23 protein-coding genes are annotated in these 21,724 nt (G+C 75.0%); 8 read left to right on the top strand and 15 right to left on the bottom strand.

Translation table 11 applies throughout. The features are described from left to right. Positions 1 to 66: 66 nt before the first annotated feature. On the top strand, positions 67 to 1,056 hold the full coding sequence (locus tag ET526_RS10545) for a Bug family tripartite tricarboxylate transporter substrate binding protein (protein ID WP_135467656.1): 990 nt from the start codon (positions 67 to 69) through the stop codon (positions 1,054 to 1,056). Positions 1,057 to 1,081: 25 nt separating this feature from the next. Here the strand turns inward: ET526_RS10545 and ET526_RS10540 are convergent, their stop codons facing one another. The 5 genes from ET526_RS10540 to ET526_RS10520 form a co-directional block, all read right to left on the bottom strand. Beyond that, complete coding sequence (locus ET526_RS10540) at positions 1,082 to 1,183, bottom strand: DUF2474 family protein (RefSeq protein WP_135467655.1); 102 nt, start codon at positions 1,181 to 1,183, stop codon at positions 1,082 to 1,084. Beyond that, complete coding sequence (gene cydB / locus ET526_RS10535; RefSeq protein ID WP_135467654.1) at positions 1,183 to 2,283, bottom strand: cytochrome d ubiquinol oxidase subunit II; 1,101 nt, start codon at positions 2,281 to 2,283, stop codon at positions 1,183 to 1,185. The genes ET526_RS10540 and cydB overlap by 1 nt, the downstream gene beginning before the upstream one ends. Continuing rightward, on the bottom strand, positions 2,280 to 3,758 hold the full coding sequence (locus tag ET526_RS10530; RefSeq protein WP_135467653.1) for a cytochrome ubiquinol oxidase subunit I: 1,479 nt from the start codon (positions 3,756 to 3,758) through the stop codon (positions 2,280 to 2,282). The genes cydB and ET526_RS10530 overlap by 4 nt, the downstream gene beginning before the upstream one ends. A 118-nt stretch (positions 3,759 to 3,876) precedes the next feature. Next, the gene (locus ET526_RS10525) at positions 3,877 to 4,149 is read right to left on the bottom strand and encodes a hypothetical protein (protein WP_135467652.1); all 273 of its coding nucleotides are present in this window, start codon (positions 4,147 to 4,149) and stop codon (positions 3,877 to 3,879) included. Between the two features lie 174 nt (positions 4,150 to 4,323). After that, on the bottom strand, positions 4,324 to 5,409 hold the full coding sequence (locus ET526_RS10520) for a DUF2125 domain-containing protein (protein ID WP_135467651.1): 1,086 nt from the start codon (positions 5,407 to 5,409) through the stop codon (positions 4,324 to 4,326). A 142-nt stretch (positions 5,410 to 5,551) separates the two neighbouring features. On the opposite strand from ET526_RS10520, the gene ET526_RS10515 reads away from it, so the two are divergent. After that, a complete protein-coding gene (locus tag ET526_RS10515) occupies positions 5,552 to 6,148 on the top strand; it encodes a gamma-glutamylcyclotransferase (RefSeq protein WP_135467650.1) in 597 nt (198 codons plus the stop codon). Between the two features lie 279 nt (positions 6,149 to 6,427). On the opposite strand, the gene ET526_RS10510 is transcribed toward ET526_RS10515, so the two are convergent. From ET526_RS10510 to ET526_RS10495, 4 genes are all read right to left on the bottom strand, one after another. Further along, positions 6,428 to 7,168, bottom strand: a complete 741-nt coding sequence (locus tag ET526_RS10510) for a lysophospholipid acyltransferase family protein (protein WP_135467649.1) — start codon at positions 7,166 to 7,168, stop codon at positions 6,428 to 6,430. Between the two features lie 103 nt (positions 7,169 to 7,271). Continuing rightward, a complete protein-coding gene (locus tag ET526_RS10505; protein WP_240048350.1) occupies positions 7,272 to 7,892 on the bottom strand; it encodes a YdcF family protein in 621 nt (206 codons plus the stop codon). Beyond that, complete coding sequence (locus ET526_RS10500; RefSeq protein WP_135467648.1) at positions 7,889 to 8,818, bottom strand: cell division protein FtsX; 930 nt, start codon at positions 8,816 to 8,818, stop codon at positions 7,889 to 7,891. The genes ET526_RS10505 and ET526_RS10500 overlap by 4 nt, the downstream gene beginning before the upstream one ends. Beyond that, positions 8,811 to 9,497 (bottom strand): cell division ATP-binding protein FtsE, encoded by a 687-nt coding sequence (locus ET526_RS10495; RefSeq protein ID WP_135467647.1) that lies wholly within the window; start codon positions 9,495 to 9,497, stop codon positions 8,811 to 8,813. Before ET526_RS10495 ends, ET526_RS10500 begins: the two co-directional genes overlap by 8 nt. Positions 9,498 to 9,586: 89 nt before the next feature. Between ET526_RS10495 and ET526_RS10490 the strand changes: the two genes are divergently transcribed. Further along, entirely contained in the window at positions 9,587 to 9,973 is a 387-nt protein-coding gene (locus ET526_RS10490) for a zinc-ribbon domain-containing protein (protein ID WP_135467646.1), read from the top strand. 49 nt (positions 9,974 to 10,022) lie between these two features. After that, a complete protein-coding gene (locus ET526_RS10485; protein ID WP_135467645.1) occupies positions 10,023 to 11,297 on the top strand; it encodes a hypothetical protein in 1,275 nt (424 codons plus the stop codon). Between the two features lie 239 nt (positions 11,298 to 11,536). On the opposite strand, the gene ET526_RS10480 is transcribed toward ET526_RS10485, so the two are convergent. From ET526_RS10480 to ubiA, 3 genes are all read right to left on the bottom strand, one after another. Next, positions 11,537 to 11,842, bottom strand: coding sequence for a type IV secretion protein Rhs (locus tag ET526_RS10480; protein WP_240048349.1), 306 nt, complete (start codon positions 11,840 to 11,842; stop codon positions 11,537 to 11,539). A gap of 80 nt (positions 11,843 to 11,922) precedes the next feature. Continuing rightward, positions 11,923 to 12,600 (bottom strand): class I SAM-dependent methyltransferase, encoded by a 678-nt coding sequence (locus ET526_RS10475; protein WP_135467643.1) that lies wholly within the window; start codon positions 12,598 to 12,600, stop codon positions 11,923 to 11,925. After that, entirely contained in the window at positions 12,597 to 13,529 is a 933-nt protein-coding gene (ubiA, locus tag ET526_RS10470; RefSeq protein WP_135467642.1) for a 4-hydroxybenzoate octaprenyltransferase, read from the bottom strand. Before ubiA ends, ET526_RS10475 begins: the two co-directional genes overlap by 4 nt. Between ubiA and ET526_RS10465 the strand changes: the two genes are divergently transcribed. Both ET526_RS10465 and ET526_RS10460 read left to right on the top strand, forming a co-directional pair. After that, a complete protein-coding gene (locus ET526_RS10465; protein WP_135467641.1) occupies positions 13,522 to 14,247 on the top strand; it encodes a 16S rRNA (uracil(1498)-N(3))-methyltransferase in 726 nt (241 codons plus the stop codon). The two genes, ubiA and ET526_RS10465, sit on opposite strands and share 8 nt — an antisense overlap. 47 nt (positions 14,248 to 14,294) lie before the next feature. After that, the gene (locus ET526_RS10460; protein ID WP_135467640.1) at positions 14,295 to 15,638 is read left to right on the top strand and encodes a glutamate--cysteine ligase; all 1,344 of its coding nucleotides are present in this window, start codon (positions 14,295 to 14,297) and stop codon (positions 15,636 to 15,638) included. A gap of 58 nt (positions 15,639 to 15,696) precedes the next feature. On the opposite strand, the gene ET526_RS10455 is transcribed toward ET526_RS10460, so the two are convergent. The 3 genes from ET526_RS10455 to ET526_RS10445 form a co-directional block, all read right to left on the bottom strand. Continuing rightward, positions 15,697 to 17,271: an ABC transporter substrate-binding protein gene (locus tag ET526_RS10455; protein ID WP_135467639.1), complete on the bottom strand. Its 1,575-nt coding sequence runs from the start codon at positions 17,269 to 17,271 to the stop codon at positions 15,697 to 15,699. A 155-nt stretch (positions 17,272 to 17,426) separates the two neighbouring features. Next, positions 17,427 to 18,413, bottom strand: a complete 987-nt coding sequence (locus tag ET526_RS10450; protein WP_135467638.1) for a Bug family tripartite tricarboxylate transporter substrate binding protein — start codon at positions 18,411 to 18,413, stop codon at positions 17,427 to 17,429. 29 nt (positions 18,414 to 18,442) lie between these two features. Next, the gene (locus ET526_RS10445) at positions 18,443 to 19,219 is read right to left on the bottom strand and encodes an enoyl-CoA hydratase (protein WP_135467637.1); all 777 of its coding nucleotides are present in this window, start codon (positions 19,217 to 19,219) and stop codon (positions 18,443 to 18,445) included. A gap of 119 nt (positions 19,220 to 19,338) precedes the next feature. Here ET526_RS10445 and ET526_RS10440 point away from each other — a divergent pair, with 119 nt between their 5' ends. Next, positions 19,339 to 20,511, top strand: coding sequence for a CaiB/BaiF CoA transferase family protein (locus ET526_RS10440; RefSeq protein WP_135467636.1), 1,173 nt, complete (start codon positions 19,339 to 19,341; stop codon positions 20,509 to 20,511). Next, positions 20,511 to 21,689, top strand: a complete 1,179-nt coding sequence (locus tag ET526_RS10435; RefSeq protein WP_135467635.1) for an enolase C-terminal domain-like protein — start codon at positions 20,511 to 20,513, stop codon at positions 21,687 to 21,689. Before ET526_RS10440 ends, ET526_RS10435 begins: the two co-directional genes overlap by 1 nt. Positions 21,690 to 21,724: the final 35 nt, after the last annotated feature.

Raw genomic sequence — 21,724 nt, 5'->3', positions numbered from 1 at the left:
GCGCCCCCGGCCGCTGATGTGCAACCATGGCCGCCCCCGGCCGCGGGGGCGAAAGGAGGACCGACGATGCCGGGACGACGCGAACTCTTGCTTGGCTCCGCAACGCTGCTGGCCGCGCCCGCCGCCCTCGCCCAGCCGGGCGGGCGGGCGATGCGCCTGATCGTGCCCTTCCCACCGGGCGGGGCGGTGGACCTGCTCGGCCGCCTCACCGCGGAGCGGCTGGGGGCGGTCCTCGGCCAGACCGTGGTGGTGGAGAACCGCGGCGGCGCCGGCGGGAACATCGGCGCCGACGCGCTGGCCAAGGCGGCGCCGGATGGCAACACCATCGGCATCATCGGCGTCACCACCCTCTGCGCCGCGCCCTTCCTCTACCGCAACCTGCCCTTCGACCCGCAGCGGGATTTCGCGCCCGTCTCGGAGATCGTCACCGGGGCGGTGCTCTGCGTGGTGAACGCCGAGGCGGCGCAGCGCAACGGCTGGACCGACTTCCGCAGCCTGATCGCCTGGGCGCGCGCCAACCCGGAGCGGGTGCGCATGGGCTCCTCCGGCACCGGCACCACCAGCCACCTGACGATCGAGGCGGTGAACCGCGCCACCGGCGCGCGCATCCTGCACGTGCCCTATCGCGGCGGCGCGCCGGCCATCAACGACGTGCTGTCGGGCACCATCGACATGATGTTCGACGTGATGCCGGCGCTGATGCCGCATGTGGAGGCGGGGCGGCTGCGCGCCCTCGCCGTCTCCAGCGCGCGGCGGCTGGAGATCCTGCCGGAGGTGCCGGGGCTCGCGGAGTTCGCCGATCTCGGCCTCGGCGACCTCGACATCCAGACCTGGAGCGCGATCATGGCGCCGCGCGGCACGCCTGAGGCGGCGATCCGACGGCTGTTCGAGGCGGTGCACCAGGTGGCGGCGCAGCCGGAATTCGTCGAGCGGCTGCGGCCGATCGGCTACACCGTCATCACCAGCGCGAGCCCGGAGGTGCTGGCGGCGCGCATCCGCGAGGAGACGCCGCGCTGGCAGCGGCTGGTGGAGATCTCCGGCGCCCAGCTCGACTGAGCCGGGCGGCCCGGGCGGGCGCCCGTCACCGCCCGGGCATCACCAGCCGCACCAGCAGGGCGAGCAGCCCGACCGCCGCCACCCCCGCGAGCCACAGCGCGGCGAACCACAGCAGGCGCCGGCCCATCAGTGGTAGCCCTCCCCGGCGCGGACCTTGCCGCGGAAGATCCAGTACACGTAGCCGGTGTAGGCGAGGATGATGGGCAGCAGCACCGCCGCGCCGACCAGCAGGAAGAGCTGCGTGGAGGCCGGGGCCGCGGCATCCCAGATGGTGATTTCCGGCGGCACGATCAGCGGCCACATGGAGATGCCGAGCCCGACATAGGACAGCAGGAAGAAGCCGAGCGCGCAGAAGAACGGCACGCTGTCGTGCCAGATGACGCGCCCCGTCGGCCGCGGCGGCGCCTCGGGCGGCAGCCGCGGGTCGGGCGCCCGCGCCGCCTCGGCCTCCCGCGCCGGCGTGGGCTCGAGCGCGCGGAAGAAGCGCACCGCGAGCAGCACCAGCAGCACCGGCACCGGCAGCGCCAGCAGGATGGTCGGGAAGCTGAACCACCGGGCGCGGAATTCCGGCAGCAGGAAGGGCATGATGGCGCTGACCGCGGCGATGAACAGCAGCGTGACGAGGCCGAGCACGCGCGCGAGGTCGCGCGCCCGCTCCTGCAGCCCGCCCTCGGTCTTCCACACCAGCCAGCTCGCACCGAGCAGCCCGTAGCCCGCCACCAGCGCGACGCCGGTGAACAGCGAATAGGCGGTGAGCCAGTCCCACCACCCCCCGGCATAGGCGCGGTCCTCCACCTGGATGCCCTGCACCAGCGCGCCGAGCGCGATGCCCTGGGTGAAGGCGGCGGCGATGCTGCCGCCGGAGAAGGACCAGTCCCAGAAGCGGCGCTGGGAGTCGCTTTCGGCGCGGAACCGCATCTCGAAGGCCACGCCGCGGAACACCAGCGCCAGCAGCATGACGATCAGCGGCATGTAGAGCGCCGGCAGGATGGTGGCGTAGGCCAGCGGGAACACCGCGAACAGCCCGCCGCCGCCAAGGATCAGCCAGGTCTCGTTACCGTCCCAGACCGGCGCCACGGTGTTCACCGCGATGTCGCGGTCCTCGCGGTCCTGCATCCAGGGGAAGAGGATGCCGATGCCGAGGTCGAAGCCGTCCATCACCACGTAGAGGAACACCGCGGTGGCGATCAGGAAGGCCCAGATGGTGGCGATGGTCTCGGCGCTCATCCGCGCTGCTCCACGGTGTGGCGCCCGGGGCCGCTGGCGCCGCGCCGCGCCACCTGCGGCGCGGGGGTGATGCCGGCGGTGCGGATCGGCTCCTCCGCCGCGATGTCGCTCTCGTGCGCCGCCGGCGTCTTGCCGAACAGGCGGAACAGGTACCAGGTGCCGGCGCCGAAGACGACGAAGTAGACCACGATGAACATCGCCAGCGAGGTCGCCACCGCGGGCGCGGCGATGGGCGAGACGCTCTCGGCCGTCGTCAGCAGGTTGTAGACCGTGTAGGGCTGCCGCCCCGCCTCGGTGGTGATCCAGCCGAAGGTGACCGCGATCAGCCCCGAGGGACCCATGGCGATGGCGAAGCGCAGGAACCAGGGGGTGGTGTAGAGCCGCCCCTTCCAGCGCAGCCAGAGCGAGATCAGGCCGAGGGCGATCATCAGCACGCCCATCGCCACCATGATCCGGAACGACCAGAACACCAGCGGCACGTTGGTCGGGCGCTGCTCGGGCGGGAAGGCCTTCAGCCCGCGCACCTCGCCGTCCCACTCATGCGTCAGGATCAGGCTGCCGAGCCTCGGGATGGAGACCGCCATGCGCGTCTCCTCCCGCTCCATGTCGGGGAAGCCGAACAGGATCAACGGCGCGCCGCGCTGCGTCTCCCAGTGGCCTTCCATGGCGGCGACCTTCTGCGGCTGGTAGCGGAAGGCCAGGAGGCCCTGCAGGTCGCCGAACACCGCCTGCACGGGAGCCACCGCCGCAGCCATCCACATCGCCATGGAGAACATCACCTTCGCGCGCTCGTTCAGCCGCTCGGCCGGCACCGCCATGCCGGCGCGCAGCCGCTCGCGCAGCAGGTGCCAGGCGGCGACGGCGCCGATGATCATCGCCGTGGTCAGGTAGGCGCCGGTGATGGTGTGCAGGAAGCGCAGCGGGAAGGAGGGGTTGAACACGATCGCCCACCAGTCCTCCGGCATGAAGCGCCCGTCCGGGGCGATGGAGTAGCCCGCCGGCGTGTGCATCCAGGAATTGGCCGAGAGGATCCAGAAGCCCGAGATCAGCGTGCCGATCGCGACCAGGCAGGTGGCGGTGAAGTGCAGCCCCTTGCCCACGCGGCCGAGGCCGAACAGCATCACGCCGAGGAAGCCGGCTTCCAGGAAGAAGGCGGTCAGCACCTCGTAGCCGAGGAGCGGGCCCAGCACCGGCGCCGTGCGGTCGGCGAACACCGACCAGTTGGTGCCGAACTGGTAGGACATGACGATGCCGCTGACCACGCCCATGGCGAAGGCGACGGCGAAGATCTTCAGCCAGAAGCGGAAGACGTCGAGATAGACCTCGCGCTTCGTCCACAGCCACAGCCCCTCCAGCACCGCGAGGTAGCTGGCCAAGCCGATGGTGAAGGCGGGAAAGATGAAGTGGAAGGTGACGGTGAAGGCGAACTGGAAGCGCGCCAGGTCGAGCGCACTCGGGAAGGCATCCCACAGCATGGGCGGTCCCCTCGGCAGGACTTGCTAATGTAAGCCCGCCGGCACCGGGGCCTGTCCATGGCTTTTTCGCTGCGCCGCAGCGTCACATTGGCATGAGCGCCGCGGCGTGGCGCGGCGGTCACGCCGCGGCGCGCAGCGTCTCCGCGCGTTCCGTGCGCACGCTGCGCACGCCGATCACCTGGCCAAGATTGCCGGCGACGAGATGGACCATGCCGGCCGGCATGGCGTGCAGCACGAGTTCGGCCCGCATCGCCTCGCCCTCGCGCACGGCCTGCACGGCATCGGGCGTCAGGTCGCGCTTGGCCAGGGGTTCGAGGAGGCGGCTCAACAGGCCGGGGAAGGCATCGGCGTGCACGAGGAAGCGGACGGGGACGAGGTCGGCATCGGTCATGGCGGCGGCTCCGGCGAGAGGCGGGGGTTTCGGGAAGGAACCCGGCAGCGCGGCGCGCGCCGCCAGCCCGCGGCGCGGCTCAGGCGGCCGGGCCGGTAATTCGCGCGGTGAGGAGCCGATCACGCAGCATGAGCGGAGTATAGGTGCCCGCCGCGGGGGAGGGAACCCCCGGCGTCACGGCCGCCCCGGCCAGCGCCATTCCGGCAGCCGGGCGAGGGGAAGGCGGGCGAGGCTCAGCACCCCCCCTTCCAGGGTCAGCGGCACCTCGGCCTGCGGCGGCCCGCCCTCGGGCGAGGGGCGCTGGATCAGGCGCAGCGCCATCCGCGCCGTGGCGGCGCCGGAAGGAGACAGCAGCCCCGAGGCGGCGGCGGCCTCGATCACCTGCGTCCCGCCGGCCAGGCGCAGCAGGCCCGCCCCCATCGGCTGCAGCGCCTCGTCGAGCGTCAGGGTGGCGGCGGCGGTGGCGGTGGCGGGGCCCCAGCGCAGGACAAGGCTGCGCAGCTCCAGCGTGCCGCCGCCGTCGCGCCAGGCCCCGGCGCGGTCGGCGGGGTGGCGGCCCGGCGGCACCGGCCCGCTCAGCGCCAGGTCGAGCTCCGCCCCCTGCACCACGCGCCCGAGCGCCGCGACGCCCGCGGGGGCGAGGCCGGGGGGCAGCGCCACCTCCTCGGCGGTGCCGCGCAGCGCGAGGGCGGGCTCGCCCTCGATCGCGGTGCTGCGCGTCTCCACCTCGAGCCAGGCGCGGCGCAGCTCCAGCGGCCCGGCGGCGGTGGCGAGGCGCAGCCGCTCCGCCTCCAGCGCCGCCTCGCGCGGCAGCACGTGGCGCTCGATGGGCATCGTCGCCCGCAGCCGGTCGGCGGCGAAGGGGATCTCGGCATCGCCGAGCCGCAGGCGGTGCCGGCCCGGCATCTCCACCACCAGCCGGTCGAGCCGAGGCAGGGTGAGGCGCAGGACGATGCCCTCGCTGCGCCAGTCCATCCCCCCCGGCAGGGTGGCGGCGGCGCCCTGCATGCGGAAGCCGGGCAGGGCGAGGGTGGCGCTGAACGGCCAGCCGCCGCGCTCCGCAGGGCCGTGCTCGATGCGCCAGCCCTGGGCGCGGCGCGCTTCGGCCCAGGCGGCGAAGCCCCGCTCCAGGCTGGTGGCCATGTGCCGCCACAGCACGGCATGGCCGGCGGCGGCGAGGGCGAGCAGCAGGGCGAGGCCGGTCAGGGCGCGGAGGGCCAGGCGGCCGGCGCGGCCCCGCGATGGCGGCTTGGCGGGCATGGTCGGCGGCGGTATAGGCCGGCCCGCGGACGGACGCGAATGCGCGGGGCGCGCCTCCGCTCCTCCCCCTTCGGGTCCGGGAAGGAGGCGGATCGGCGTTCATGCTTCATGAACGCGGCCCGGCGCAGCCTGCCCGCCCGAGATGCCCGACGCCACGCCCCTCCTGTCTGCCGACACGCTGCTGCCCCCGGCCGCGCCCGAGCTGGAGGCGGACGGGCACCTCTACGTGTTCGGCTACGGCTCGCTGATCTGGAAGCCGGGCTTCCCCTACACGGAGATGCACCCGGCCCTGCTGCGGGGCTGGCACCGCCGCTTCTGCCTGTGGAGCCGCCTCTATCGCGGCACGCCGGAGGCGCCCGGCCTGGTGCTCGGCCTCGACCGCGGCGGCGCCTGCCGCGGCGTCGCCTTCCGGGTGCCGGGGGCGGCCGCCGAGGCAGTGCTCGCCTACCTGCAGGAGCGGGAGATGCCGACGGCCGAGGCGGTGTACGAGCGACGCCTGCTGCCGGTGCGGCTGCTCGACAGCGGGCGGGAGGTGCGCGCCGTCGCCTTCGTCGCCAACCGGCGGCATCCCAGCTACTGCCGGCTCTGCCCGCAGGCCGCCGCGGCGGCGATCGCCCGCGGCGTGGGGCAGGCGGGGCCGAACCGCGACTATCTGTTGAATACGGTTGCGCATCTTCGCGCAATGGGGGTAAGAGATGCGGGCCTGGATCGCGTCGCGGCCCTGCTTCCGCCCGCGTAACCACCGGGTTTTTCCGACAATTTGTCCACAACCGGTCCGCCATGGCTGGGGACGCCGCCGGCGCGCCCTGTTGCGGCTTCCCTGCCTGCCTGGGCATGTTGCGCCGCCACAAGGGCCGCCCGAGGCAAATCTTTTGTATTCAATGACTTGTGTGCGGCGCGCGGCTGTGGATAGATTCCATCCCGCCCCTTCCGGCGGTGCGGAGTCCAGGGAATCGCAGGGACTTGCGGCCTGCCTCTCGCATGTGGACAAAGCCGCCGCGCGGCCTCATCCACGGATTTATCCACAGGCCTCGCCCCCCTTCGCGGCGGGCCCGGCGAGCAGGCGCTGCGATTCCTCCTCGATCGCCTGCTCGAGCCGCGTCATCAGCGCCTCCCGCGGCAGGCCGGGGGGCAGCGGAGGCAGGATCGACAGGGTGATGACCCCGGGGCGCCTGAGGAAGGCGCGCCGGGCCCAGTACAGGCCGCTGTCGGTGGCGGCCGGGATCACCGGCAGGCCGGTCGCCGCGGCCAGGGCGGCGATTCCCGGCTGGTAGCGCACCCGGGCACCGGGCGCGACCCGCGTGCCCTCGGGGAAGATGACGATCTGCCGCCCCTCCGCCGCCGCCTCCCGCCCGGCGCGGATCAGGTGGCGCATGGCGGCGGGCCCGGCCCGACGGTCCACCGCGATCATTCGCGCCTTGCGCGCGAGCCAGCCATAGACGGGCAGGTGCAGCAATTCGCGCTTGAGCACGTAGGCGGCGTCGGGCAGCAGGCCGAGCCAGACGATGGTGTCGAAGGCCGACTGGTGCTTGGCCGCGATCAGCGCCGCGCCGGTGCGTGGCAGGTGCTCCGCCCCCACCACCCGTACGCGGATGCCGCAGACCGCGCGCAGCAGCGCCAGCACCGCCCGCGACCACAGCCGCATCACCGCCACCACCGCCCGGCGCGGCGCCAGCAGCAGCGGCAGCGCCAGCACCGCGAGCGCGGCGCTGCCGAGATAGAAGGCCAGGTTGAACAGCGCCGAGCGGAGCCAGATCATCGCCGCAGGTTCCGGAAAAGCGCCCGCCGCGGGGCGAGGCATGGCAGGGGCGGGGCCGCCCGGGGGCGTGATATCGGCGCCGCGGGCTCCGGCACAGGGGGCCTCAGGCCGCGGGCGGCGGCGTGGGGAGGCGGCTCATCCCCGCCCAGGCGCCGAGCAGCTTCAGATACTCCCCCACCAGCAGCGACCAGGTGCGGGAGCGACCGACCGCCGCCGCCTCGCGCAGCGGCGGCGGCACCACCGGATGCGGCACCAGCACCGCCTCGGGCAGCGCGCGGCGCAGCTCCAGCATGGCGCGCGGCATGTGGTAGCCCGCCGTCACCACGCGGATCGAGCCCATCCCCTCGCGCCGCGCCCAGGCGGCGATCTCCGCCGCGTTGCCCCGGGTGCTGCGCGCCTCCCGCCCGAGCGCGACGCGTCCGGCCAGCGCCGCCGCCTCCATCCCGTGCGCGCGGGCGAGGTCGGCGAGGGTGGCGTCCGGATGCGCGCCCGAGACCAGCAGCCGCCGCGCCCGGCCCTCGGCGAGCAGGCGCAGCCCGGTCTGCACCCGCTCCGCGCCGCCGGTGAGCACGGCGATGCCGTCCGTCGGGCGCAGCGGGCTTTCCGGCGTCGCCGCGGCGGCGTCGAGGAACCAGAGGAAGCCGAGGCCGAGCAGCAGCAGGCCGAGCGCCCCCGCCCCCGCCAGCGCCCGCAGCGCGCGGCCGAGCGCGCCCCGGCGCCTCACGGCAGGCGTCGCAGCCACAGCCGCAGCGTCGCCTGCGCGGTCAGCCAGCCGAGCGCGGCGGAAAGGGGCGGCAGCAGGGCAAGCCAGGCCCAGGGCAGGCTGCCCCAGGGCAGGGTCCACAGCGAGGTCGCCGCCCGCCCGCCGAGCAGCGGCGCCGCCAGGTCGGCGAAGCCGAGCAGCAGCGGCACCGCCGCCAGCGTGCCGAGCAGCCCGCCCGTGCCCACGAGCAGCGCCGTCCGCGCCGCGAAGCGCCCGGCGATGTCGGCATCGGTGGCGCCGAGCTCGTGCAGGACGCCGATCGCCTGCCGCCGCGCCGCGATGCCGGCGCGTACCGCCACCGTCACCACCGCCACCGCGAGGCCGCCCACCAGCGTCAGCGCCGCGAGCGCCACCGCCTGCAGGCTGCGCGCCAGCGTCACCAGCCGCGCCACCCAGACGCCGTGCGCCTCCACCGCCCCCTCCGGCACCGCCTCGGCGATGCGCGCCGCCAGCGCCTCCGGCACGGCGGGCAGGGCGGCGAGGCGGAGCTCGATCACCACCGGCAGCGGCAGCGCCGGTGCCTCGCCGAGCCAGGGGCGGAGCAGGGCGGCGAGGCGCGCCTCGTCCATCGCCCGCGCCTCCGCCACCTCGGGCAGGGCGTCGAGCGCGGCGAGGGCGGCGCGGATCCGCGCCGCGGGCGTGCCGGCGGGAAGCTGCACCGTCATCGCCGCCGCCGCCCCCGCCTCCCAGCGCGCCGCGACCGCCGAGGCGCCCTGCGCGCCGGCCAGGGTCAGCGCCGCCAGCAGCACCATCGCCGCCACCAGCGCCGGCAGCACGCGGTCGGCGAGCGCGCGGCGCAGCCCGAGCGGATCGCGTCCGCGGCTGCGCCGTGGCGGCGCCAGGCGGCGCGGCGCCGCCGCGCCCGGGGGGAGGTGGCCGTCAGCCATGCTCGACGAGCCTTCCCGATTCGAGGCGCAGGCACGGCGCCGGGTAGGCGTCCACCAGCATCTCGGAATGGGTGGCGACGACGACGGTGGTGCCGAGCCGGTGCATCTCCCTCAGCAGCGCCAGCACGCGGTGCGCCTGCACCGCGTCGAGGTTTCCCGTCGGCTCGTCGGCGACCAGCAGGGCGGGGCGGATCACCACGGCGCGCGCGATCGCCACCCGCTGCTGCTCCCCGCCCGACAGGCGCGCGGGCAGCGCCTCCGCCCGTCCCTCCAGGCCGACCCAGCGGATCATCTCCGTCACGTCGGCGCGGATCTGCGCCTCCTGGTAGCCGGCGATGCGCAGCGGCAGGGCGATGTTGTCGAAGCAGGAGAGGTGCGGCAGCAGGCGGAAATCCTGGTGCACCACGCCGATGCGGCGCCTCAGGCGCGGCAGGGTGGCCCGCCGCGCCGAGGCGACGCGGAAGCCGAGCACCTCCACCTCGCCGCGCGTCGGGCGCAGCGCAAGCTGCATCAGCCGCAGCAGCGAGGATTTGCCCGCCCCCGAGGGGCCGAGCAGCCAGTGGAAGCTGCCCTCGGGCAGGGTGAAGGAGAGGTCGCGCAGCACCTCCGGCTCCCTCTCGTGCAGGCCAGTCGTGCCCGGGGCCGCGTAGCGCAGCCCGACGCCGGTGAAGCGCACCATGGGCGCGGACAATGACGCCGCGCGCGCGCCGCGCCAACCGGGTTCGGGGCGCTTGTCGCCGTTGCATGGCCGCCGCAGAGTGATGGCGCATGCGCATCACCTGCCCCGCCTGCGCCGCCGCCTACGAGGTGCCCGACCGGCTGGTCGGCCCCGGGCGGCGGCTGCGCTGCGCCCGCTGCGGCCACGAATGGGCGGCGCGGCCCGAGGCGCCGCGCCCGCCCGCGCCGGCGGAGCCGCCCCAGGCGCCGGCGCCGGACCGGCCCCGCCCGCCGCCGCACCCGCTGGCGCGGCGCGCGCCGCAGCCGATCGAGCCGCCCCTGCCGCCGCTCGGCGATGCGCCGCCGCGCGACCGGACGCTGGTGGTCGCCTGGGTGACGACGGTGCTGGTGGTGCTCGGCGCCGTGGTGGCGATCCTGCTGTTCCGCGCCGAGATCGTGACGCTGTGGCCGCCGGCCGGCCGGCTCCTGCGGTTCTGAGCGGGAAGACCCTGGCGTCGCCGTCGCATCCGGGGCAGAGGCTGCGGCCATGCGCCGGCTGCTGCGAACCCTCTGCCTCGGCCTGCTGCTGCCCGCCCTGGCGGCGGCGCAGGACCTCGCCGGCCATGGCGGCCCGGTGCGCGCCCTGCTGCCCCTGGCGGAGGGCGGGCGCCTCGCCTCGGCCGGATTCGACCATGCGGTGATCCTGTGGGACCCGGTCTCCGGCCGGGCGCTGCGCGTGCTGCGCTGGCACGGGGGGGCGGTGAACGCCCTCGCTCCCCGTCCCGGCGGCGGCTTCGCGAGCGGCGCCGAGGACGGGCGGATCGCCCTCTGGCCGCCCGGTGGGGCGGAGGCGCCGGAGCGGGTGCTGGAGGGGCACGCCGCCCCTGTCGCCGCCCTCGCCGCGGGACCGGACGGGATGCTGGCCTCCGCGGGGTGGGATGCGACGGTCCGCCTCTGGCGCCCGGACGGGACGGCGCGGGTGCTGGCGGGCCATGCCGGGCCGGTGAACGCGCTGGCCTGGCGCGCCGACGGGCGGCTGGCCAGCGCCGGCTACGACGGCACGCTGCGGCTGTGGGATCCGCGCCGGGAGGAGGATGCGGGCGAGGTGCTGGCCGCGCTCGGCCTGCCGCAGAACGCGCTCGCCGCCCTTCCGGACGGCAGCCTGGCGAGCGCCGGGGCGGACGGGACCATCCGCCTGGTCTCGCCGGAGGGAACGGTGCGCGACCTCGCCGCCGGCACGCGGCCGGTGGTGGCGCTGGCCGTGGCGCCGGACGGGCGGATGCTGGCCGCGGCGACGCTCGGCGGCACCGTGACGCTCTGGGCGCTGCCGGAGGGGCGGCCGCACCGCGCGCTGGAGGGGCCGGGCTTCCCGGTCTGGTCGGTGGCCTTCGCCCCCGATGGGCGCACGCTCTGGACGGGCGGGCAGGACCGGCTGGTGCGGCGCTGGGAGGCGGCGACGGGCGCGCCGCTCGGCCCGCTCGCCCCAGCGGCGGAGGAGGCGGCGCGGGAGGGGCTCGACCCGCATGGCGCGCATGTGTTCCGCGCCTGCGCCGCCTGCCACGCGCTGACCCCGGATGCCGGGCCGATGGCCGGGCCGCACCTGCACCGCCTGTTCGGGCGGCGCATGGGCAGCGTGCCCGGCTATCCCTATTCCGAGCGGCTGGCGCGGGGCGACATCGTCTGGACCCCGGAGACGGTGGCCGACCTCTTCACCCGTGGCCCGGACGTGGTGACGCCGGGCACCAAGATGCCGGTGCAGACGGTGGGCGAGGCGGAGGATCTGGCGGCGCTGCTCCGCTTCCTGGAGCAGGCGACGCGGTAGGGCCGGATCCCGCCCGCGCGACCTGCGCGCCCGCCGCTTCGCCGCTCCCACCTCTACGGATCAGGCGCCCTTGCCGGGCGGCTGAGTCACCGCTCCGGCGAGGAACGCCTCCGCGGATCAGGCGCTCGTGCGGCGAAGCCGGGCACGCGCCGGCGCCCGGGAGCGGATCGGCCGCATCCGCGGAGCCGCGCCACGGCGATGCGAGGCGGGGAACGCAGGCGCCGGGATGGGGAGGGGACTCAGCGCCGCTCCTGCCGGCCCTGGTAGCGCCCCTGCGCGTCGTAGCGGTGCGCGGTGCCGTCGCGCCGCTCCGTCCGGCCCTGGTAGCGGCCCAGGGAGTCGTAGTGGCGGGTGGTGCCGTCCCGCGTCTCGGACCGGCCCTGGTAGCGGCCCATGGCGTCATAATGGCGGGTGGTGCCCTGCCGTTCCTCGGCGCGACCCTGGTAGCGGCCCGTGGCATCGTAGAAGCGCGTGGTGCCGCCGCTCTGCGCCGCGGCGGGCGCGGCCAGGGCCAGCAGCAGCAGGGCGAGGCACGGGCGGGGCATGGCGGCAGGGTCGCGCCGCATCGTGGCGGCGCCATGGCGGCGGGGTCGCGCCGCATCGTGGCGGCGCCATGGCGGCGGGGTCAGGGCAGCAGGCGGTAGAGGGTGACCTCGCGCTCCTCGCGGTCCTCGAGTTCGCGGGTGGTCGGCACGCGGAAGCGGGCGAGCGGCTCCAGCCCCTCGCGCGGCAGGTAGGCGCGGCCGGGATCGGCCAGCCACACCTCGGCCCCGGCGGCCGCCAGGGCGCGCAGCCAGGGCAGGATGTGGCGGGCCATCGGCGCCTCATAGCAGACATCGCCGGCCAGCACCCGGTCCCAGCGGCAGGGGGCGCCCACCAGGTCGCCCTCCAGCACCGCGACGGAAGCGCCGTTCAGCGCCGCGTTCAGCCGGATGGCGGCGCAGGCCAGCGGATCTATCTCCGCCGCCTCCACCGCCGCCGCGCCGGCCCGCGCCGCGGCGATGGCGGCGAGGCCGCAGCCGGCGGCGAAGTCCAGCACGCGGTGGCCGGCGACGCGCCCCGGCGCGTCCAGGATCAGCCGGGCCATGGCCTGGCTACCCGGCCAGGCGAAGGCCCAGAAGGGCGGCGCCACCCCCTCCCGCGCCAGCCAGCCCTCGGTTGCCTGCCAGATCGGGGTGATCTCGGTGGCGAGGTGCAGCGCGAGTTCGGGCACCAGGGGGGCGCGGGCGATGGCGGTGTGCGCCCTGATGAACTCCGCCGCGCGGTCAGGGCCGGTGTGGCGGCTGTCCGCGCCGCGGGTCAAAGCCTGCCGACCAGGATCGCCAGCGCCGCCGCCAGCCCGACCTCGCGGTTGGCCTTGAACAGGCGCAGGCAGTGCGCGGGGTCGTGGATGTCGAGCGCGCGCACCTGCCGGGCCAGCAGCGCCGCCGGCAGCAGGAGCGCCAGGTAGAACCAGCCGTTCAGCCCCGCCACCCAGCCGGCAAGGGCGAGCAGCGCGACCGCCGTGGCGTAGCAGGCCGCGAGGAAGGGCCGCGTCCGCTCCCCGAAGCGCCGCGCGGTGGAGCGGATGCCGACCAGCGCGTCGTCCTCCCGGTCCTGGTGCGCGTAGATCGTGTCGTAGCCGAGGATCCAGGCGAAGGAGGCGGCGTAGAGCAGGGCCGCCTCCCAGCCCAGCGTGCCGGTCGCCGCGGCGGAGCCGAGCAGCGCCCCCCAGCCGAAGGTGATGCCGAGCACCGCCTGGGGGAAGTCGGTCACCCGCTTCGCCAGCGGGTAGAGCACCACCGGCACCAGCGCGGCCAGCCCGACCAGGATGGCGACGGCGTTGAGCTGGAACAGGATGGCGAGGGAGACCGCCCCGAGCGCGGCGAGGAAGGCCAGCGCCTGGCGCGGCGTGACGGCGCCGGAGGCGAGCGGGCGGCCCCGCGTGCGCTCCACCCGCCGGTCCAGCTCCCGGTCCCACAAATCGTTCACCACGCAGCCCGCGCCGCGCGTCACCACCGCGCCGAGGGCGAAGAGGAGGACGAGGCGCAGCCCCTCCGCCCAGGAGGGGGCGACGAGGGCGATGGCCCAGAGCCCAGGCAGGAACAGCAGCCAGGCGCCGATCGGGCGGTCGAGCCGCATCAGCAGCGCGTAGGGCCGCCAGCCCCGCGGCAGGCGGGCGAGGACGCCCTCGCGGATGTCGGTGTAGCCCTGCACGCGGTGTATAGAGCGGGCGGAAGCCGCCATGTCCATCCCGCGCCTCTACACCGACCAGCCGCTGGAGGCGGGCCGCGAGCTGCCCGCCTCGCCGGCCCAGGCCCACTACCTCGGCGGCGTGCTGCGCCGCGCGGCGGGCGATGCGGTGCTGCTGTTCAACGGCCGCGACGGCGAGTGGGCGGCGCGCATCGCCGCGCTGCGCAGGGACCGCGCCGTGCTGGTGCCGGAGCGCCAAACCCGCCCGCAGGCGCCGGAGCCGGAGCTGCGCCTGCTGCTGGCGGCGCTGAAGCGCGACGCCATGGGCTGGGCGGCGGAGAAGGCGACCGAACTCGGCGCCACGCTGATCCAGCCCGTGCTCACCCGCCGCAGCGTCGCCGACCGCGTCAACGCCGCCCGCCTCGCCGCCATCGCGCGGGAGGCGGCGGAGCAGTCCGAGCGCCTCGCGGTGCCGCGCCTGGCCGAGGCGCAGCCGCTGCACGCCGTGCTCGACGCCTGGGACGGCGCGCCGCTGCTGGTCGGCGCCGAGCGGCGGGGGGCGCCGCCCATCGCCGCGGCGGCGCAACGTCTCCGCCCGCCGCTCGCCTGGCTGGTCGGCCCGGAAGGCGGGTTCGAGCGGGCGGAGCTTGACGACCTCCTCCGGCGACCCTTTGTTTCGCCGGTCGCCCTCGGGCCGCGCATCCTGCGTGCCGAGACGGCGGCGGTCGCCGGCCTCGCCGTGCTGCAGGCGCTGGCCGGCGACTGGGCCACCCCATGACCCGCCGGGCGTTCTGCCCCTGACGGCGGCGCGAAACGGAAGGGCACATGTCCAATCCCGGCGAGGCGGATCTGACGCCCATCACCTCGGTGCGCCAGCTCGCCGAATGGTTCGCCGCCGGCAGCAAGCCGCGCGCGGCGTGGAAGGTCGGCACCGAGCACGAGAAGTTCGGCTTCCGCCGCGCCGGGCTGGCGCCGCCCGCCTACGAGCCGGACGGCATCCGCGCGCTGCTCGAGCGGATGCTGGCGCGCGGCTGGGAGCCGATCCTCGACCGCGGCAACCCGATCGGGCTGAAGCGCGGCGGCGCCGCGATCAGCCTGGAGCCGGCGGGCCAGCTCGAACTCTCCGGCGCGGTCTTCGCCGACCTGCACCAGACGCGGGAGGAGCTCACCGCGCATATCCGGGAGGTGCACGAGGCCGCGGCGCCGCTCGACCTCGGCTTCGCCCCGCTCGGCTTCCACCCGCTGGCGCGGCGGGAGGAGATGCCGTGGATGCCGAAGGGGCGCTACGCCATCATGCGCGGCTACATGCCGAAGGTCGGCTCGCTCGGACTCGACATGATGCTGCGCACCTGCACCGTGCAGGCCAACCTCGACTACGGCGAGGAGGCCGACATGGTGGAGAAGCTGCGCGTCTCCCTGGCGCTGCAGCCGGTGGCCACCGCGCTGTTCGCCAACTCCCCCTTCGCCGAGGGGCGGCCGAGCGGCTTCCGCAGCCTGCGGGCCCATGTCTGGACCGACACCGACCCCGACCGCACCGGCATCCCCGAGGTGGTGTTCGAGCAGGGCTTCGGCTTCGAGCGCTTCGCCGAATGGGTCCTCGACGTGCCGATGTACTTCGTGATGCGCGAGGGGCGCTGGCTGGACGCCGCCGGGGCGAGCTTCCGCGCCTTCATGGAGGGGCGGCTCGGCATCCTGCCGGGCGAGCGCGCCACCATGGGCGACTTCGCCGACCACGTGACCACCGTCTTCACCGAGGTGCGCCTCAAGCGCTTCCTGGAGATGCGCGGCGCCGACGCGGGCAGCCCGGCGATGCTGCTGGCGCTGCCGGCGCTCTGGGTGGGGCTGCTCTACGACGACGCGGCGCAGAAGGCGGCGGCCGCGCTGATCCGAGGCTGGACGGTGGAGGAGATGCGCGCGCTGCGCGCGGCGGTGCCGCGACAGGCGCTCGCCGCCCCGATCCGCGGGCGGAGCGTGCGCGACCTGGCCCGCGACATGGTGGCGATCGCGCGCGACGGGCTGCGCGCGCGCGGCCTCGGCGAGGAGGTGTACCTCGCTCCGCTCGACGAGATCGTGACCAGCGGCCTGACCCAGGCCGACCGCTGGCTGCACCTCTACGAGCGCGCGTGGGGCGGCGACGCGCGGCGGGCGCTGACGGCGGCGGAGGTGTGACGCCGCGCCCCCCCGGCCGCGGCGCGCGACCGCGGCGGGGGAAGCGTGGCCCGGGTCCTCACTGCGCGGCGAGGCGCACATCCTGCGGCCGGGTGAGCTCGTCCGCCCGCGCGGCGTGCTCGAGACCGCGCCGCATGGCCCAGACGTTGCGGAACAGCAGCAGCGGCACGATCGCCTGGTCGTCGATGGCGATGCGCATCGCGTCCTGCAGCAGCCTCTCGCGCCTCTCGTCGTCCATCTCCGCCATGGCGGCGAGCAGCGTGCGGTCGAATTCCGGGTTCGAGTAGCGGCCGCGGTTGACGGCGCCGAGGCCGCGCTCACGGTCGAAGGTGGCGAGGGTGGAGCGCAGCGCCGCCGAGGTCTCCCCGGTCGAGCTGCCCCAGGAGGCGTAGAAGGCCGAGAATTCCTGCCGCCCCGCCCTTCCGATGAAGGTGGTGAAGGGCATCGCCTCGATCTCGGTGCGCACGCCGATGCGCGTCCACATCTGCCCCACCGCCTGGATGGTGCGGGCGTCGTTCTGGTAGCGGTCGTTCGGCCCGTGCAGGGTGATGCGGAAGCCCTGCGGATAGCCCGCCTCGGCCAGGAGGCGCCGCGCCGCCTCCGGATCGGCCCGCGGCACCTCGAGGTCGGGCACGTGGCCGAACACGCCGGGGCCGACGAACTGCATGCTGGGGCTGGCATTGCCCTCCATCACCCGCTCCACGATGGCGTGGCGGTCTATGGCGAGGGAGAGCGCGCGGCGCACCCGCACGTCCCGCAGCGGGTTGCGCTCCAGCGGCCGCCCGTCCGGCCCCGCGACGAAGGGCGAGGGCCCGTCCCGCGAATGGTCGAGGGCGAGGAAGGCGTTGCGCAGGCTGTCGATCTCGGAGAGCACGATGCGCGGATCGCGCCTGAGCCGCGCGAGGTCCGCGCTCGGCACCTGGTCTATGAAGTCCACGTCGCCGGCGAGCAGCGCCGCGGTGCGCGCGGGGTCGCTCGTGATCATGCGGTATTCCACGCGCTGCCAGGACGGCCTCTCGCCCCAGTAGCCCTCGAAGCGCTCCATGACGATGCGGTCGCTCGGGCGGTGCTGCACCAGGCGGAACGGGCCGGTGCCGATCGCCGCGCGGCCGGCGTTGAAGTCGTCGGTGCCCGCACCCTCGTGCGTGCGGCGGCTGACCACCGCGATGCGCGCAAGGTCCACGAGCAGCGTCGGGTGCGGGGTGGCGGTGCGGATGCGCACCGTCAGCGGGTCCACCGCCTCCACCGCGCGGATCGCGCGCGTGTAGGTGACGAAGGAGCCGGGGCTGTTCACGATGGTCGGCAGCCGGGCGATGGTGAAGGCCACGTCCTCGGCTGTGAACTCGGCGCCGTTGTGGAAGCGCACGCCCGGGCGCAGCCGGAACTCCCAGGTGTCTGGCGCGACCACGCGCCAGCCTTCGATCAGGCCGGGCTGGATGCGCGCCTGGCCGTCCGCCTCGAGGAAGCGGCTGAACAGCGTCGCCGCCACCGCGTTGTTCGGGCCGACATTGTAGAAGTGCGGGTCGAGCGAGCTGACGATGGCGCCCACCCCCATGGTGAGCGTCTGCGCCTCCGCCGCCGGAACCGCGAGCGCGGCCGCCGCGATGGCGGCGGCGCCCAGTGCCTTACGCATGTCGTCCCTCCCGGTGTCGTTCCACCGCACGGCGGTGCGCGGGGCCTTTCGCCCCGCGGTGGCAGCCTACAGCGGATTGCCGGCAGAATGAACGCCCATCCGCCGCCCCATCGTTCCGGGGCGGCCAGGCGCGTCCGGGAAGGGAAGGCTGGGCGCTACTCGAAGCGGATGTTCGCCTCGCGGATCAGCCGCGCGTAACGCTCGGCGTCGCGGCGCAGCAGCGCGGCGGCGTCGGCCTGGGTGCCGCCGCCCGGGATGAAGCCGGCCTCGTGGATGCGCGGGCGCAGCGCCGGATCGTTCAGCGCCTTGTTCATCGCCCCGACCAGCCGCTCCACCACGGGGGCCGGCGTGCCCGGCGGCGCCATCAGCATGTACCAGACATTGGCGTCGAAGCCGGGGAAGCCGAGCTCGGCCACGGTCGGCACGTCCGGCAGCCAGTCCACCCGTTGCGGCATGGTCACCGCCAGCGCCCGCACGCGGCCCGCGCGGATGTGCGGGAAGTAGGTGGGAAAGGTGTCTATGGCGATGTCGATGCGCCCGGCCACCACCTCGTTCACCGCCTGGCCGGTGCCGCGGAAGGGCACGTGCGTCATCTCGATGCCGGCGGCGCGGCTGAGCAGCTCCGCCGCCAGGTGCTGCTGCGTCATCACGCCGGAGGAGGAGTAGTTCAGCCTTCCCGGGTTGGCCCGCGCCCGCTCGATCAGCCCCTTGAGGTCGCGGTCCGGGGAGCCGGCCGGCACCACCGCCACCAGCGGCACGGTCGCGGCCAGCGCCACCGGCATCTGGTCGCGGTAGATGTCGAAGGGCGGCGGGCGCATCTGCGGCGGCACCACGGCGGAGGCGCTGATCGTCGTCATCAGCAGGGTGTAGCCGTCGGGCTGGGCGCGCGTGAGGGCGGAGACGGCGACGGTGCCGCTCGCGCCCGGGCGGTTCTCCACCACCACCGGCTGGCCGAGATCCTGCTGCAGCGTCGGCTGCAGCATGCGCGAGATGATGTCGGTGCCGCCGCCGGGGGCGAAACCGACCAGGATGGTGACCGGCCGCGTCGGCCAGTCCTGCGCCCGTGCCCCGGCGGGGGTGAGGGCGGGGGCGGCGAGCAGCGCGGCGCTGCCGGCGAGCAGGTGTCGGCGGGTGATGGTCATGCGTTTCCTCGGTGGCGGGCCGGCGCGGGTCAGGTGCCGGTCCAGTTGGCCGGGCGGCGGGCGAGGAAGCTCTCCACCCCCTCCCGGAAGTCGTTGCTGGTGAAGCACATCGTCACCAGGTCGTCGCCCTGCACCTGGCGGGCGGCGAGGCGCAGGCGCCGCATCGCCTCCTTGGTGGCGCGGAGCGTCAGCGGCGCGTGGGAGGCGATGGTGCGCGCGAGCTCCGCCGCGCGGGCCTGCAGCGCGGCGTGGTCCGGCAGCACCTCGGAGACGAGGCCGATCGCCCGCGCCTCCTCCGCCTCGATCAGGCGGGCGGTGTAGACCAGCTCGATCACCCGCGCCGGGCCGATCAGCGCCGCGAGGCGGGCGTAGTTCGCCATGGACAGGCAGTTGCCGAGCGTCTTGGCGATGGGAAAGCCGATGCGGGCGTTGGCGGCGGCGAGGCGGATGTCGCAGACCGCGGCGATGCCCGCCCCGCCCCCGGTGCAGGCCCCGGCGATGGCGGCGATGGTGGGCTTCGGGCAGGCTTCCAGCGCCGAGAGGACGTGGTCGATCCGCTCCTCGTAGGCGAGCGCGTCCTCGGCGGTGCGGAACTCGGTGAACTGGGAGATGTCGGTGCCGGCGGCGAAGGCCTTCTCCCCGGCGCCGGTGATGACGAGGACGCGCACGGCGCGGTCCTCCGCCACCTCGGCGGCGAGGGCGCGCAGCCGCTCGTACATCGGGAAGGTGAGGGCGTTGCGCGCCTGCGGCCGGTTCAGCGTGACGAAGCCGATGCCGTCCCGCGCCTCGTAGAGCAGTTCCTCCATCGCCGTCCCTCCCGGATCCGGACGGGATAGGTGACGGGAGCGCGGGATTTGCGCAAGCCGTCTTGCGGCCCCGGCCCGTTGCGGCAATGTGGCGGGACGGCCCTGTCAGGGAGGGACCCATGCTGCCGCTCGCCCGCTTCACCGTGCTCGACCTCACCCGCGTCCGCGCCGGCCCCACCTGCGTGCGCCAGCTCGCCGACTGGGGCGCCAACGTCATCAAGATCGAGGCGCCGGAGGAGGTGGACACCGGCAGCGGCCTGGGCGGCGACCGCCACGGGCCGGACTTCCAGCACGTGCACCGCAACAAGCGCGGCATCACCCTGAACCTCAAGCACCCCGACGGCCTCGCCCTGTTCCGGCGCATGGTGGCGAAGGCCGATGTGGTGGTGGAGAACTACCGCCCCGACGTGAAGGACCGCCTCGGCATCAATTACGAGGCGCTGTCGGCCATCAACCCGCGCATCGTGCTCGGCTCGATCTCGGGCTTCGGCCAGGACGGGCCCTACGCGAAGCGTCCGGGCTTCGACCAGATCGCGCAGGGCATGGGCGGGCTGATGAGCGTGACCGGCCTGCCGGGCCAGGGGCCGGTGCGGGCGGGCATTCCCGTGGCCGACCTCTCCGCCGGCCTCTACTGCGCCATCGGCATCCTGGTGGCGCTGCTGGAGCGCGAGGCCACGGGCAGGGGCCGCTGGGTGCACGTCTCGCTGCTGGAGGCGATGGTGGCGATGATGGACTTCCAGGCCACGCGCTGGACCATGAAGGGCGAGGTGCCGCAGCAGGCGGGCAACGACCACCCCACCACCATCCCGACCGGCCTGTTCCGCACCAAGGACGGCGTGGTGAACATCGCCGGCGGCGGCGGCGAGATGTGGAAGCGCATCGTCGGCGTGCTCGGCATCGAGGAGCAGGCGAAGGACCCCGACATGGCGACGGACGCGCTGCGCTCGAGGAACCGCGCCAAGGTCAACGCCCTGATCCAGTCGGTGACCGAGACGCGCACCACCGCGGAATGGGTGCGCGCCTTCAACGAGGCCGGCGTGCCCTGCGGCCCTGTCTACACCATGGATCAGGTCTTCGCCGACGAGCAGGTGCGCCATCTCGGCCTGGCCTGGCCGGTGCCGCATCCGAGGCTCGGCGAGGTCACGCTGGTGCGCGCCCCGATGAACATCGTGGGCGTGGAGCCGCCGCGCCGGCCGACGCCCGAGCGCGGCGAGCACACCGCCGAGGTGCTGGCGGAGTTCGGCGTCACCGAGCAGGAGCTGAGGGAGCTGCGGGCGAAGGGCGCGGTGTGATGCGCATCGCCTCCGTCCGCGACGCGGTGGTGCCGATCAGCAGCGCCATCGCCAACGCCTACATAGACTTCTCGAAGATGACCGCCTCCGTCGTCGCCGTCACGGTGGAGGCGGGGGACGGGCGCAGCGCCACCGGCTACGGCTTCAACTCCAACGGCCGCTACGCGCAGCCCGGTCTGCTGCGGGAGCGCTTCATCCCGCGCCTGCTCGAGGCGCCGCAGGACGCCCTCGCCCGTCCCGATGGCGGGCTGGAGCCGGCCGGCGCCTGGGCGGCGATGATGCGGAACGAGAAGCCGGGCGGGCATGGCGACCGCAGCGTCGCCGTCGGCGTGCTCGACATGGCGCTGTGGGACGCGGCGGCGAAGCTCGAGGACGTGCCGCTGTGGAAGCTGCTCGCCGACCGCTATCGCGGCGGCCAGGCCGACGACGGCGCCTGGGTCTACGCCGCCGGCGGCTACTACTACCCCGGCAAGGGGGTGGAGGCGCTGGTCGAGGAGATGAAGCGCTACCTCGACCTCGGCTACGGCGTGGTGAAGATGAAGATCGGCGGCGCGCCCGGCACGCCGGTGCGCGAGGCGCTGAAGGAGGATGTCGCGCGCATCGAGGCGGTGCTGAAGCTGCTCGGCGGCGACGGCTCCCGCCTCTGCGTGGACGTGAACGGCCGCTTCGGGCTGCACGCGGCGCTGGCCTACGGCGCGGCCCTCCTCCCCTACCGCCTGCGCTGGTACGAGGAGCCGCTCGACCCGCTGGACTACGCCACCCACGCGACGCTCGCCGAGCACTACCCGCAGCCGCTGGCCACGGGGGAGAACCTGTTCTCCATGCAGGACGCGCGCAACCTGATCCGCCATGGCGGCCTCCGGCCCGACCGCGACGTGCTGCAATTCGATCCCGCCCTCTCCTACGGGCTGGTGGAGTATCTGCGCACGCTCGCGATGCTGCAGAGCCACGGCTGGTCGCCGCGCCGCTGCGTGCCGCATGGCGGGCACCAGTTCGCGCTGAACATCGCGGTGGGGCTCGGCCTTGGCGGCAATGAGAGCTACCCGGAGGTGTTCGCCCCCTTCGGCGGCTTCGCGGATTCGACGCCGGTGGTGGACGGCCGCATCCGCATGCCCGACCTGCCCGGCATCGGCTTCGAGGCGAAGGCGGATCTCTGGGCGGTGCTGAGGGATCTGTAGCGAATTGGCGCGGTTTCAGCGAAGCGTGCGTGCCT

Source organism: Crenalkalicoccus roseus (assembly GCF_004761865.1).
Taxonomy (GTDB): domain Bacteria; phylum Pseudomonadota; class Alphaproteobacteria; order Acetobacterales; family Acetobacteraceae; genus Crenalkalicoccus; species Crenalkalicoccus roseus.
The sequence above is the reverse complement of the archived record's forward strand: the minus strand, read 5'-3'. Positions and strand labels throughout refer to the sequence as shown.